Annotated in this window: 12 protein-coding genes; 5 read left to right on the top strand and 7 right to left on the bottom strand. The window is 46.7% G+C overall.

Translation table 11 applies throughout. From position 1 onward, the window contains the following. Positions 1-40 precede the first annotated feature (40 nt). Positions 41-757, bottom strand: a complete 717-nt coding sequence (locus F1593_RS22835) for a GerMN domain-containing protein (protein ID WP_172632368.1) — start codon at positions 755-757, stop codon at positions 41-43. A gap of 265 nt (positions 758-1,022) precedes the next feature. On the opposite strand from F1593_RS22835, the gene F1593_RS22830 reads away from it, so the two are divergent. Together F1593_RS22830 and F1593_RS22825 are read left to right on the top strand one after the other, a co-directional pair. Beyond that, positions 1,023-1,448: a hypothetical protein gene (locus F1593_RS22830; protein WP_149403875.1), complete on the top strand. Its 426-nt coding sequence runs from the start codon at positions 1,023-1,025 to the stop codon at positions 1,446-1,448. A gap of 187 nt (positions 1,449-1,635) precedes the next feature. Continuing rightward, complete coding sequence (locus F1593_RS22825) at positions 1,636-1,950, top strand: hypothetical protein (RefSeq protein ID WP_149403874.1); 315 nt, start codon at positions 1,636-1,638, stop codon at positions 1,948-1,950. A 297-nt stretch (positions 1,951-2,247) separates the two neighbouring features. Here F1593_RS22825 and F1593_RS22820 read toward each other — a convergent pair whose 3' ends face one another. The 3 genes from F1593_RS22820 to F1593_RS22810 form a co-directional block, all read right to left on the bottom strand. Further along, the gene (locus F1593_RS22820; RefSeq protein WP_149403873.1) at positions 2,248-3,261 is read right to left on the bottom strand and encodes a DUF4349 domain-containing protein; all 1,014 of its coding nucleotides are present in this window, start codon (positions 3,259-3,261) and stop codon (positions 2,248-2,250) included. A 280-nt stretch (positions 3,262-3,541) separates the two neighbouring features. Continuing rightward, entirely contained in the window at positions 3,542-4,765 is a 1,224-nt protein-coding gene (locus tag F1593_RS22815; RefSeq protein ID WP_149403872.1) for a glycosyltransferase family 4 protein, read from the bottom strand. Between the two features lie 173 nt (positions 4,766-4,938). Beyond that, positions 4,939-5,322 carry a tetratricopeptide repeat protein gene (locus F1593_RS22810; RefSeq protein WP_149403871.1) on the bottom strand — a complete coding sequence of 128 codons (384 nt, stop codon included), beginning with the start codon at positions 5,320-5,322 and terminating at the stop codon, positions 4,939-4,941. Between the two features lie 610 nt (positions 5,323-5,932). On the opposite strand from F1593_RS22810, the gene F1593_RS22805 reads away from it, so the two are divergent. Beyond that, the gene (locus tag F1593_RS22805) at positions 5,933-6,298 is read left to right on the top strand and encodes a hypothetical protein (protein WP_149403870.1); all 366 of its coding nucleotides are present in this window, start codon (positions 5,933-5,935) and stop codon (positions 6,296-6,298) included. A 196-nt stretch (positions 6,299-6,494) separates the two neighbouring features. On the opposite strand, the gene F1593_RS22800 is transcribed toward F1593_RS22805, so the two are convergent. The 3 genes from F1593_RS22800 to F1593_RS22790 all read right to left on the bottom strand — a co-directional run bounded on the left by F1593_RS22800 (position 6,495) and on the right by F1593_RS22790 (position 9,865). Continuing rightward, a complete protein-coding gene (locus tag F1593_RS22800) occupies positions 6,495-7,571 on the bottom strand; it encodes a fatty acid desaturase family protein (protein WP_149403869.1) in 1,077 nt (358 codons plus the stop codon). A 487-nt stretch (positions 7,572-8,058) separates the two neighbouring features. Beyond that, positions 8,059-9,180, bottom strand: coding sequence for a WD40 repeat domain-containing protein (locus F1593_RS22795; protein WP_172632367.1), 1,122 nt, complete (start codon positions 9,178-9,180; stop codon positions 8,059-8,061). A gap of 427 nt (positions 9,181-9,607) precedes the next feature. Then, positions 9,608-9,865 carry a hypothetical protein gene (locus F1593_RS22790; RefSeq protein WP_149403867.1) on the bottom strand — a complete coding sequence of 86 codons (258 nt, stop codon included), beginning with the start codon at positions 9,863-9,865 and terminating at the stop codon, positions 9,608-9,610. A 799-nt stretch (positions 9,866-10,664) separates the two neighbouring features. Here F1593_RS22790 and F1593_RS22785 point away from each other — a divergent pair. Further along, positions 10,665-11,417 carry an SMI1/KNR4 family protein gene (locus F1593_RS22785; protein WP_149403866.1) on the top strand — a complete coding sequence of 251 codons (753 nt, stop codon included), beginning with the start codon at positions 10,665-10,667 and terminating at the stop codon, positions 11,415-11,417. A gap of 282 nt (positions 11,418-11,699) precedes the next feature. Then, positions 11,700-13,343, top strand: a complete 1,644-nt coding sequence (locus F1593_RS22780; RefSeq protein WP_172632366.1) for a L,D-transpeptidase — start codon at positions 11,700-11,702, stop codon at positions 13,341-13,343. Positions 13,344-13,469 lie beyond the last annotated feature (126 nt).

The following is a 13,469-nucleotide window of genomic DNA, read 5'->3' as shown; positions in this document are numbered from 1 at the left end:
CAAGATGCTGGTTTGCCCGGCGAATGCGCTCGCTCGGGCTTTAACGTAAGCAATGATCAGTACCGCTTTCATCCCCAAAGCAATGTTTGTCGCTCGTTAAAATGACGACTTTCTTGATGGTAGGGAACTGAGTAAGTGTCGAGTCAATCTCAGATTGAATGCCTGCATCTGTCCCTACGCCAGCCGAGTGCATCGCATGACAGAGGGTAAGTGTGGCTGTACCAGGCTCGGGCTTTGGGCCTCTCGCATTCAGCGTCAACCGAAAATCAGCTTGTCCAGCGCAGGTTGACTTCCCGCTGATCGCATTGTGTAGCATTGATTGATAGCCCTGCTTGACCTCACTGGCCGTAGGACCATTGATCAGTTGTTGCAGCGCATAGGTGGCAACCTGATTGGTCTGTACCACACGCTGGACCCAGAAGACTGTTCCCAGATTATCATTGGCTTGCAGTGCATTCGGTTTAGAGAAGTAAATTTTTACCGTATAGTGATTAGTCGTGGAGGGCGTTGCTGTCATTGCGGTCGTTGGTGTACTATGAAACGGTGGCACTGTCGTCCCGTTACTGGCACTGACCGAGGCAACAGGTGTAGTGGACGTGGTGGAGGGGGCGGCACTGGCTTCACAGGCACTTAGCAATAAGATACAAACGACCAGCAGGAGGCCCAACGCCAGGGAGAGTGAATACTGGCTGTGCGTGCTAAAATGCTTCTTTTCCTTGAATTCATTGCATGATCTGCGTTCATTTTTCTCGCTCATTGTCATCATTCCTTTCCCACACAACATCAAAAATTAGAGAACGCATTACAATGGCCGTATTCTCTTTTACTAACGAGCCCACCACCAATTTTAGGGGTTAGTCTCCATCAAGTTCTCCTTCTTTCAGTCTCCCCTCTTATCAAATCAGCGATGTATAGAGAAAATAGCTATCAACCGGGAACTTTTTAGGGATCCGAGACGTCCTCTCCCTGGCAATGCAACACAATGCTTGCAGCGAAACGATATATCTACAAGGCACTTACAGATGAAACACAATCTACGATGCTTATTCTTGCTCATGATCCTCTTATTACTCAGTACAATAATAGGATCAACGAATACAGCCAACAATCAGGAGATATCCCTGGCAGATATGTCGTGCACACTGAAACCACGTCAACAGGTATCAGGTATGATTACCGATATCATTATACCCACGGCACAGCCAACCCTGGCAGTGTTACGCATAGATGGTGATCTGCAACAGGATAATCGATTCAAAAAGTTCAGTGTGCAGGTTGACCAGGCAACCCAGCTTCTTCAGGAAAACAGCGACGGGATTAGCAGTATTCTGTTGAGCGAGTTAAAACCTGGGAAACGGGTGCTCATCTCATTTATCACAAACACCAGACACAGAATCCCACCGGTTTTAAAAGCCATCGAGGTGCGTCTCCTGCCAGAAACTGAATAGTAGCAGATAAGAGCAATACTGGCTGCTGAAATAGTACTTCCGTATAGTTAAATAAATACCAGATGCTATCTCTGGTGCATTGAGCGTCATACTATAGAGAAGATTATAAAGAGTGCTAGCAGCATAATCCTGTGAACAGGATCATCTGATACGCACAAGCACTGGAAAGATGGTAGAGGAAGCAATCATGAATACGCCTCGTCAAACATTTAAGGACGTGCGCCGTCAACATCGTATTACGCTGTCTATGCTTATTGAAGATACACAGCTTGAGCCGCAAATCGTTTTACTGATGGATACACAGAGCATCGGAACACCTATACATATTGATCAACTTCTAGCATCCTTAACTCGACTCTCAGGAACGGAATACTCACGGCGTGCCAAAAATATTCGCGATATCACCTTTAAACTCAATCCCGACTATAACAGTATCACGCCCATGGAAATCAGTACCCGGTTGGAAGAGGATAGCAGAGAGCTACAAAGAATACCCGGGTAACATCATTGCGGTGAGTTATCCCGAATTTTTGAGCAAATGCTCTATTCGCTTCAATCCGCTCTACAAGCGGGGTTGCAAGGGGGCGGCTAGCCCCATAGGTGCGAACGTAAGCGGGATTGTTAAGGGTGCAACCCTTAACCTGGGGTCCGGGGCTGTGCCCCGGTCTCTTCCCTCCCTCTCGCCGCCGCGTGCGGCGGCGAAGAAAAGAAGAAAAAGGGGTATGTGGGGACACCCCACACCCCGGCAGAAGGCTTCGCCCTCTGCACTCCCATTGTAGCAAACGTTTGTTTCAAAAATTTACTCGGTTTTAGGAGGGGTTTGTAGCAGCGGGGCTGGAGATAACAATGTGACGATACGTGTACGGAATTTACGGATGAGCAGGACGATTATTGCGACAGGAACAATATAGATACTAAAAGCGAGCAACCAGATCAAGAAGGTAAGTATCGCCTGTCCTAATCCTAATGAGGCGGCAAAGGCACTACTAAAAATTGATCCAATCGACCAGCCGGAATCCACAGATGGTCTGGGCGCTGGCGTACCATCCAGTATTGGCTGCAAATTGACTGATACGGTATAAAAAGTCACCTGACTATTCAATGACTTTAAATGTGCTTCGCTGGTCTCAATGCTACCTTCAACTTCCGTCAACTTTTGCTCGATAGTAACAACATCACTCATCGCCTGAGCTTTATTCATTAACTGGATCAAGCGTGCCTGCTCACCTTTATAATTAGTGATACGGGATTGAGTATCAACATAATCAGAACTCACATCCTGTACACTCTCAGTGAAACCGAGCAATGTCCCTTTTACTCCACTCTGCGTACTATAATCGCGCAGATAGCTATAAACATTTGGATAGAGGCTGGCCTGCACTGAAAAAGAGAGCGTGACAGTATAAGCATTATTGCCTGTTTGAGAATAATCGGCTCCGGTAGAAGTTGATAGGGGATCAGTTGTGCTGATCCAGTGCTGAATGGCGCTGGCAACCTTACGAGTATCCGCAACCTGCATGGATACCTTTAAGGTTTTGATGATATATTGAGGAGCAGCAACATCTTTCTTTACAGATGATGAAGACCCACCAGCCGCATTACCAGTCGATAATCCATTCGTAGTAGCGTTGCCAGCATTATTATTCGCGCCACCATAGGCAGCTTGATGCATACTGGAAGGCACTCCTGATGAAGTGGTGGAGTTCGTGGCACTGCTAGCACCACCACAGGCGGCAAGAAAAATAGTCAACAACAATAAAAAGCCAGAAGCCAGAAGGTAAGATTTTCGCGGAGAATGCCAGGTAGAGATCATACATTCACTCCTCTATGCGTGTAGAGATTTCACTCAAAAAGAGCATAAATTGAAAAGTAAGAATACAAGAAGCCAGTATGCTATGTGACTAATGCGCAAAATAGCACTAGAAACAAGACGTTATAGATGAAGGAATAGTTCCATAAAAGGATGATAGGATCTGGATATGCATCCACGAAATAATACGTCTCTTTTTGATGCTATCTCTCATAAAAATTAGCACCATATGGCATATTTACCAGATGAAGAGAGCACTATTGCTTGTATCTTGATCAAGAGACTATGCTTGCTGCTTTTTGCCTGTGCTCGTACGCTGCAGATAAATACTCCACCAGAAGAGAGCGCAGACGACCAGCCCTACGACACCAAAGCCTGCAAACTTGAAGATGCGGGGCAGGTTAAGCGCGCAGAGACCAAACAGGGCGGTGACTGTATAGAAAAGATAGCAGACCTGTCGAGGAGTGAAACCGCCGAAGAGTAAACGATAATGCAGATGCGTTTTGTGAGAGTATTGGGGTAGCAGGTCACGCTGCATAGGACTCTGCCCGCGTCGCATGCGGTTGATCATTACCCAGGCAATATCCAGGATCGGGATGCCCAGGATCATCGCAATCAATGCGAACTTTGCGCCACCCATAATGGAAAGCATACCCAGACCCAGGCCCAGGAACTGTGAGCCACTATCCCCCATGATGATCCGCGATGGATGCCAGTTATGGGGCAGAAAGCCCGCTACCGCACCAGTAAAGATTGCTGCCAGCGTCGCAATAGTATATTGACCCATTTGCCAGCTAATAATGGCGATAAACAGACTCGCAATTGCAACAATACCTGCAACCAGCCCATCTAGCCCATCCATAAAATTGATTGCATTCATCATGCCGGCAAACCAGAACCAGGTGAAGAGAACGGCGGGCAAAGCCAGCCAGGAGACGACTGGCTGGCGTATAAAGAGTGTCAACTCAGGCTGCTGATACCAGGGCAAAGCAGCATTATAGAGAGTTGTAGCATGCACAAAAGGATTGTTGACGCCAAAGAAGAGTACCCCATGGAAGCTGTGCAGGCCCGGTCCTATCAACAACAAGACCGCGATTGTCTGGGCGCACAACTTCGGCCAGGGCTTGAGTCCCTTCACATCATCATAGGCATGTACGCTTACGATCAAGAGTGATGAAAGTACAAATAAGCCGTAAATAATCAGTTCTTTTGGAAAACTCCGCCCAAAAATAATCTCATGTTGTCCAGGTTGCTGGCTAAGGGTAGGGATATAAAAGAGGAGTGAGGCCACCAGGAAGGCGGCATAAATCGCCAGCCCACCCAGACGGGGAAGTGCCTGCGTGTGCACTTTATGGGCCACAACAGGTTCAAACCAATTCATCTTGCGGCACAGAGCCAGGACAGCAAAGGTAAAAACATATGTCAATCCAAACGCCACGATGCCGCCGATGAGAAACATCAGAGGTGTTTGAGTCATGATTGCCAAGAGAGATTGATAGAAATTCATAAACTCCCCTTACCAACAAGCTGCTTGAGCTTTTATCTATATCCTCTCTCAGTATAAATAAAAAGTATCAATCTACCCAGAGGTTGATGCTTTATTTAGTACTTCTGTCTAAACAGGCAAGACAATACAGAAAATTGGGAGCGACAGAAAAGCAGGGTTGCGGGAAGGAAGAGCTATTCTTCATTGACATAGCCCAGCTTCCTGGCCCGTTCTCCCGCTTCCAATGCTTCCTCATTGCGCTCCAACTTATTTAAGGCATAGGACTTCTGCTTGTAGAGCCAACCATCGTTCGCGTAACCCAGGCGACGCGCACGATCAAAAGCCTCGACAGCCTCGCGATAGCGGTGCAATTGATTAAACATCCAGCCCTGCTGCTCATACAACCATCCCTCATCAATAGCATCCAACAGCAGCGCATACTTGATAAAAGCCAGTGTCTTTTTATAGCGTGCAGTCCCTACCACGACCAACTCATCGGTTAACTGAGACTGAGCAAGGAATTCAGATGTGAATGTTTCCATATCAGGTAGAGCTGTTTGTTCTGAATAATTCTTCATTTCTATCCTTAATGTATAGCTTTTCTTTCATTATAGTCAAATGCATACGCATGATCAAGTCCTCCTCCTCTTCGTATGCAAGGTGTGATAAAGAGAAATGTCGCCTCTCTTTAACAAAACAAGTCTGGCCCTATAAAGCATTCCCCATAAAACACAGTGGCAGATAACCTCTTATGCAAGCAGTATAAAAAGCACAGGCATAAGATAGAGCTTATGCCTGTGAACAAATCGCCCAAAAAAGCTCTTTCTCATTCGGGGCGATTGGGGAAGGGAATAATGGCGAGGACAGGAACTGCTTCATCAAGCAGTGGAGAATAGCATAGTGCTCTGTCACAGCTCATTTGAAGGCTAGGGGTGCAGGGGATGCAATCACCTGACTGGGTTCCGGGGCTGCGCCCTGGCCTCTTCCCCCCACCCCCGCGTAGCGGGCAACCCTTCAAATGAAGGCTGACAGAGTAATAAGATCAGCTTTTTTGGATGAGCGCATTCTACTTGAACATATGCAGGTGGAAAGCCGATTAAAAAGAGAAAGCCTGGCGCGCTGAAGTAGAGAGTGGAAACACTATTTATCAGTTCATCTGTCCCTTAAAGGCGTCAGAGGAAGGTTGATGTGATGCAGACATTGCCAAAATGCGGTATTACAGTGAAGCAGTACGGAAAATTTCATGTGCGTGAAATACGGTCGGATGGGACATCCCACCTGCCGGGCCTCCTACAAATCTCATTGGAGGAGGATAAGGCGACTGAGATGTTTATTGGCTATATCCCATGTCAGAATAGCGATCTCGTGAATGTGAAACAGCGTATCCGTTTCTGGATTATGGAACAAAAAAGTCAGCTTAACCAGGTCGATCAGTGGATAAATGATGTTTGTGACCTTCAGACGCAGGAGAAATTATATGCTCTCAATGCTGTTTTAGAGGAGCATCTCAAAAAGATTCAACAAGCCTTACGGGCTATCGACGATCACCAGTGAAGACTGCATGGATGTGCCTGACTCCCATCGTTTTCGCACTAGAGGTGCTCAAAAAATGATTGAGCTATACAGAAAGACGTCCTTTGAAGGGCGTCTTTCTGTATAGCTCAATCAAAAAGGACAGGAGCGTGAGCGTCTGCCCTGCCCTGCCCTGAAGAATAGATTATATTTGAGCGCTATTGGTGTGCAAGCAGATCTAGGCGGCCTTACGCAATGGGGCTCCAATATGATACAGGTGCGTCAGAATCTCACGGAAGGATTCCAATATATGTGTTTCATGATAGGGAATATTGCGCTCTCGACAAAAATCCTTGACCAGCCTTTGGGCGCGCTTTAATTTATTGCGTGGCATCGAGGGAAACAAATGATGCTCAATCTGGTAATTCAGCCCACCATAAACAAAATCAACAATCGGATTAGCATAGATGTTGCGGGACGTTACCACCTGACGATATAAGAAACCAACCTTATCATCTTTATCCAATACTGGCATTCCCTTGTGGTTGGGCGCGAAAACCGCTCCCAGGTAAAAACCTGTCAGAGCCTGGTTAACTACGATAAACACAATCCCCTGCCAGATATTCATATTCAGGAAAATCAGCGCCAGGTAGAGGGCTGCATGCGTCAGCAATAAGGTCCATTCCAGAGCATAAAATTTGCATTTATTAGCCAGCAAGAACTTGAAACTATTCGTCTGGAGGCCGGTTGAGACGGTCATAAGAGCGGGGATAAAAATCACTGCCTGATGTTTCACCAAAAAACGTCTGAAACTGCCGATCTGGTCTAGATCTTCTTTGCCAGTAAATTCCAGAAAGGGAATTTCAATATCTGGATCCATATCGACCTGATTAGGATTACTATGATGCCGATTGTGCTTATCCATCCACCAGGCATAACTCATGCCGATGAGCAGATTCCCTCCGACTAAACCTACCAGGTCATGCTTCCATGAACGATGAAACATTTGACGATGGCCCGCCTCGTGGCTGAGCAGGCCAATCTGTGCAAAGACAAACGCCATGAATACGGCATCCAACAGCTGAAACCAGAAAAGATGAACGAAACAAAGGGCCACTAAACTCGCAACGAGCAGGGCCGCCAACATGACAATGCGAGAGGTATAATACGCAGGTTGCTTTTCTAACAATCCTTGTCGCTTCACAAGCTGCTTTAGCTCAGCAAATTCTCGATTGGATGTCTCAAGAGTAAACTCTACTAGTGAGGGTTGCGTCGTACCATTGCTTGGCAAAGTGAGCAATGCATTCTTCTTCATTAAAACGGCTTCCTTGTTAAGTTATTGGACAACAGAAGTCAATTCAGTACCATACTGAGGTGCTTTATTACCTGTAAGCTCATCTGCTCCACTATGCAGAGATCATGCACTTACTTATAGAAGATGCTGCTCTTTTGCGAAAGATCCATTTCCTTATGTCAATTCGCGAGTATAGCAAGAAATCTTTACCCAGGCAATTACAGCGAAAACAATTCACGTGCTTTCGGGATGACACGTCATCTCAAATTAGCATCATATAGTATGAGAGCGCTTCAGTCATATTTGTTTCATGAGTTTCACCGGTTACGATTCCTGTTTCATTTGCTCACCTATATTTGTCGGTTCAGCGTTTTTGCTGCTACGTATACTGCACAATTAAAAAGAATTCCTTATTTTTTTGACGGTATTATCAAAAAAATAAGGAATTCTTTAGAAAAACAGCTTCCCATTGGGGGGTAACGCACTTTGTCGCTACCTTAATCTTCAGTTATTGGGCACGCCAGACATCGACTCGACTAGTACTATTGGGATCGCCGACAGGTGGCACATCGCTTGAAGCAATATCAGTACTATCAGGCGACCAGTCCAGGCTCTTGATAGGATTTTGATGATTCGCGTAGTCAAGCACATCGGCACCACTAGAAGAGTTCCAGACATGGATCACTGTATCTACCGATGCGATATATTTTCCATCCGGCGACCACTTCACCAGTGTATCTGCAACTGTCTTTGCTTTTGCACCACTCGTGCCCTCCAGAATACCAATCGGCTTTCTAGAAGTTCCAATCGCCCAGATGTCCAGACTATTGGCGGCTGACACCAGATACATCCCATTAGGAGACCAATCAACGGCAGTGACACGACCGGATACAGCATAATTCACCACATTTTTGCCAGTTGTCGCATCCCAGGCGGACAAAGTATTTTCGGTTCCACCAATTGCGATCCGCAATCCATCTGGCGACCAGACTAATGAAGTCACCATCCCCCTCGCAACGTGATATGTAAACAAATGCGCTCCATTGCTGACCTGCCAGACATCTACTCCCTCAACAACAGTCGCGTTCCTGGAGTTGGCTTTTGTATAACGATACGTATAAGCAGTCGCGATCATCGTATTGTCGGGTGACCACTTTAACGCATGGACCGCCAGCGTTCCAACTGGAGAAGAATGCTGCACTGGTGGCTGATACGAAAGCTTTTTCTGTCCAGTTTGAGCATTCCAGATGCCCATATCGGAACCACCAATCGCCAGTAGCTTGCTATCTGAGGACCAGCCTACAGCATTCACAGACGTACCAGAGACCGTGGCATCTTTGACGATGAGGCTATGTGCTCCAGTTTTTGCGTCCCATATCTGTACATCCGCACCTCCAGATGCAATATGTGTTCCATCAGGAGACCAGGCTATAGCAGTGATACCCTGCCTGGATGGAGGCTGATACGTAAAAATAGTCTTCCCCACCGCAACCTCCTGACCACTAAAAACTGGCGACTGGGCCAGCAAAAATCCTACGATTAGCACCGGCAGCAGCACTGCCACAAAGAGCGCAGCACGCAAAGCATAGACATTTTCACGGTGAATATGGGCGGAGCGCCCACTTGCCATGAACGTCACTTCCCGTGTATTTCTGTCCAGGGAAGATTCTTTAACGTTGCCTTTCACTTTTTCTCTCATTCATTCTTCATTGCATAATAGAAACATAATTTATCCTATTATAGTCGAACAATTATATAGAATACAAGCTTTTCTACAATCAGAACAAAACAAAGCAAAAGAACTATCTAAATTTTCTCAAAATCAATATTTCTAATCCTTCTCTTCTATACTATTCTTTAGTGAGAAGTATCAAGGCAGTGATGAATAAACGGACCATAAAAAAGTCCATCACGCGGGTCTTTCACCTGACATGATGGACTTTTTAGACAAACGTGTACAAGATCATGGCGCAACTCATTGGAAGGAAGCACCTTCCTATCCTGTACCGTTCCCTTTACCGATTATGAAAGGGCTACCTGGCCACACGGCCGGCATATTAGCATCCCCAGCCCCAGCTGTGGCAATGGTGATGGTGATGATGATGGCACTCATCTCCCCAGCCGCCATATTCGCCAAAGGAATAGCCGCCGCCGAACTCAAAGCCAGTACCCTGGTACTCGCCACCTTCGTGGCAATAGCTAGGACCACAACCGCCACTGACTGTTGCCAGAGCCTGATCGTCCAGTTCAAAGGCGCTATTCTGAGCGGCAGTTGCAACGCTCTCAGTGTTGCCGAAAAGATTTGACAGTTTCATGTGTTTTCCCTTCATTACTACTTGTCTTCATACATACGTCTTCACAGAAACAAACAAAACAGTAGTGTTTTGTTTTCCCAAAGAGTTTAACGCGTCAGGCGTCTCTCTTATGGGCACAGTATAGGTTATGAATAGATAAACAACTATGATTTACTTCACATGTTTTTTGTGATATAGTACACATCTTATGTAATTTATCATAATTCATGCGCCTGCTCGCCTGCTGATAGGCACTCTCTCCTTCCGGGGGATTGAGAGGAGGGGGAGTTTGCGAGGACTGTCATGCCCCCGGCATGCCTGCCATCGCGCTCCGTCATGGGCTGCCGCCCCATAGGTGCGAACGTAAGCGGGATTGTTAAGGGTGCAACCCTTAACCTGGGGTTCGGGGCTGTGCCCCGATCTCTCACCTCCCTCTCGCCGCCGCGCGCGGCGGCGAAGAAAAGAAGAAAAAGGGGTATTTGGGGACACCCCAAACCCCGGCAAAGGGCTGGCCGCCCTTTGCAATCCCGCTTGTACAGCCTTACGTTCGCACCTATGGGCTGCCGCCCCTGCACCCCGCTTTCACCCGCAAGGACGGAGAGCCTGCTGATATGCAATCAGTGCAGCTCTCAGAATGAGCAGACTCCCAGTATCATCGGAATCTTGCTACTCATAGGATGCAAATACTTTATCAAAACCTCTATGCTTGCTGTTGACAAGAAAGGTCAGGCATATTAGGCTTGTAAACACAACATACACAGCTCATAGGCAGCATATATGCAGCAAAAAGATCAATAGAATCTAATAGAGGTAATTATCTATGTCACATCCCTTTGATGAGCAATTTCTTTCGTTGATCAAGGAACAAACCGAAACAAAATGGCGCACCTATCAGCCTCTGACATTCGAGGAGTTTTTAGCCCAGCATAAAACAAGTTGCATCTGGCAACCCAATACACAGTGGTCTGGCCTGACTGAAGAGGAGATCGTTGCGCTTGAACAACGCTGGTCTGTGCGCTTTCCTCCTGATTATCGCGCCTTCCTCTCCATTTTACATTGCCTGGATCGGCCTGTTACTATCGCTACCTACGATGGTGATACCCGCAAAATCATTCCCTGCGATGCTCCCCTCTTTCAAAACTGGAACAGGGATAGTCAGACAATCGAGCACGCCTATCAGCAGATTAACGAGGATATCAGTTACGAGGTGCTGCAAAATAATCTCTGGAAGCCCGGCTGGGGACGAAAACCAGTGACGAAATATGGACAAAAACAACAAATAGAACTCTTACTCGCCAATGCGCCCAGACTTATTCCTATCTATGGCCATCGCTTCCTGCTTGCTGAACCAATGCAAGCGGGCAATCCAATACTCTCATTCCAACGTGCAGATATCGTGATGTACGCGCCAGACCTCTACGCCTTTTTCTGCAAGGATTTCTCAGATATCCTGGATCTAGATCAAGCCGAGCTCAAGAAAATAGCTATTGAAAGTCAGCGCATCAGTCAGGAGCGCTATAGCTTCTATAAAACGATTCCATTTTGGGGTGAATTGATTACAAAAATTTCTTAGTTCAGCCAGGCACTTTCCTGTACGCTATTCACTCATACCCTCAAAGGAACGGGATAAACGAAAAAACGAAGGAGTTTGTAGACTATCTATTCGAATGTACTTCAGATTGGTCCTATTTGCGAAACATTTCGCCTTCAGAATCGATTATAATGAATAGAGGGACACTATATTCACTGTTTTTATATAAAACGATGCTTACTAAACCTATGAATTCAGGAGGCTCATCCCGTTATGGTTCAGCACAAGGCTCCGCTGTGGCGCTCGCAAAAGGTGCTGTCTGTTATGAGTATCAGTCTGCTTTTTATGATGATCTTGAGTGCCTGTGGCAATCCCCAGGTACAAAATCAGGCCAATACAGATAAAGCAAACTTAGACAAAGCTATCGCCAATGCACAGAGCATCGGCGTGCCAGACAGCTTACTTCGCCCTATTATTGCCCAGGAAAATAAAATTAATGGTACCAATGCGCCGCTCGCACTTTTTTCAAGCCAGCCCACTACTAATTATTATTCAAATCTGACTGAAAATTATCAAACTCTTACGGTACAGGTGAAAGGCCTCGATGACCAGACCACACAGCAATTGGGAACACAGGCTTCGGCTGCTTTAAAATCGTTTTCTACGATCCTTTCACAACGTCAATCGCAGGGATTTGTGGAGGCAGGCAATTTCACGAACACACTAACCCAGACTCAGGCCGAGATGAATAGTGCACACCAGCCTGGCCAATATGCGAAAGTCAGTCAGCGGGCAGCGGAGGCCACCAAAGCCCTGACACTGCTCGGAACGGCCAACTATGATCTGATGAACTTTCAAAATGTTGTCAAATCGATGAAAAGCTCGAACCTGGATACAACCGCGATGGATTCCCAGGCGACCTCTGATATACAGTTGTTCCGCAAGGCCACCACCCCGGATGATTTTAATAAGATCATCAGTCAGATCGATGCACAAACCCGGACGGCCAATACGGTGACTACCCAGGCGATTCCCTATGTAGGACAATATAAGCTCGGCCAATTCCAGGCTTCTATTAATTCACTTAAACAATATGGGGGTGATGCAAGCTCGTATCAAAAACAATATACGACGGATAAATCATTACTCGATAGTGGCAAATTTATCGATTTCTCGACTCAATTGACCCGGGATATGGATAACATTCATCTGCCATTGCTGACACAAGAAGCGACCTATGATGTCACAAAACTGATGAATGACAGCAAAAACTGGGGCAATGCCCACCCCTATTATGATAGCTATGACAATCAGACCTATACGACCGCTTATGATTATTGGAACTGTACGGTCTATGATCTGCAAACAGCTCTGACAACGGCTCAAACAGCCGATGATTATCAAACAATTATCGACTCTGCGAAACAGCAACGCATCCTTTTCACGGCTGAGACGCATGATGCCGTCGATTCCACGCCCTATAATCAGGTGCACCAGAGCGATCTGGATCTGATGAGGCAACTCGGGGCCACATCGGGCAAGGTACTGATAACCTCAACCTATAATGGAACCCTGCGTGTCTATGATAATGGAAGACTGGTCAGGTCGATTCTGGTCGTGAGCGGGATGCCGGACAAACCAACCCCTCCAGGATTTACCCAGATCACAAATCGACAGTCACCGGCCGTCTTTAAGTCCTTTGAACAGGATAAGAACTCACCATTCTATTATCCAGCTACCCCTATTCACTACGCGATGATGTATCATGTCGGCGAATATTACTACCATGATAGCTGGTGGAGAGCTGCCGATGACTACGGTCCTGGCAAGCAGTTCCCCCATTATGCGCCTGAAGCATTTAATTCAGGTACTCATGGTTGTATTAATATGTCGCTGGATGAGACGGCGTGGCTGTGGAATTTCACGAATAGCGCGGATACTGAACCCGTCTATTCCATTGTCTACTAAGATAGTGTTTGATTCCCATCACGATGGGTATGCAGGCGCGAGCTTGGTCAAGAGGCGATGGCAGGAGGCGATTCTGATAAACGCCTCCGAACTTTCGGGCAAGCCCTCGTGATCGCGAGAGAGCCG

It is taken from the genome of Dictyobacter arantiisoli, assembly GCF_008326305.1.
Classification (GTDB): domain Bacteria; phylum Chloroflexota; class Ktedonobacteria; order Ktedonobacterales; family Ktedonobacteraceae; genus Dictyobacter; species Dictyobacter arantiisoli.
The sequence above is the reverse complement of the archived record's forward strand: the minus strand, read 5'-3'. Positions and strand labels throughout refer to the sequence as shown.

Coding starts and splice junctions, on each gene's coding strand:
- F1593_RS22835 (WP_172632368.1), bottom strand. CDS start 757: ATGAGCGAGAAAAATGAACGCAGATCATGCAATGAATTCAAGGAAAAG.
- F1593_RS22830 (WP_149403875.1), top strand. CDS start 1,023: ATGAAACACAATCTACGATGCTTATTCTTGCTCATGATCCTCTTATTA.
- F1593_RS22825 (WP_149403874.1), top strand. CDS start 1,636: ATGAATACGCCTCGTCAAACATTTAAGGACGTGCGCCGTCAACATCGT.
- F1593_RS22820 (WP_149403873.1), bottom strand. CDS start 3,261: ATGATCTCTACCTGGCATTCTCCGCGAAAATCTTACCTTCTGGCTTCT.
- F1593_RS22815 (WP_149403872.1), bottom strand. CDS start 4,765: ATGAATTTCTATCAATCTCTCTTGGCAATCATGACTCAAACACCTCTG.
- F1593_RS22810 (WP_149403871.1), bottom strand. CDS start 5,322: ATGAAGAATTATTCAGAACAAACAGCTCTACCTGATATGGAAACATTC.
- F1593_RS22800 (WP_149403869.1), bottom strand. CDS start 7,571: ATGAAGAAGAATGCATTGCTCACTTTGCCAAGCAATGGTACGACGCAA.
- F1593_RS22795 (WP_172632367.1), bottom strand. CDS start 9,180: ATGGCAAGTGGGCGCTCCGCCCATATTCACCGTGAAAATGTCTATGCT.
- F1593_RS22790 (WP_149403867.1), bottom strand. CDS start 9,865: ATGAAACTGTCAAATCTTTTCGGCAACACTGAGAGCGTTGCAACTGCC.
- F1593_RS22785 (WP_149403866.1), top strand. CDS start 10,665: ATGTCACATCCCTTTGATGAGCAATTTCTTTCGTTGATCAAGGAACAA.
- F1593_RS22780 (WP_172632366.1), top strand. CDS start 11,700: ATGAGTATCAGTCTGCTTTTTATGATGATCTTGAGTGCCTGTGGCAAT.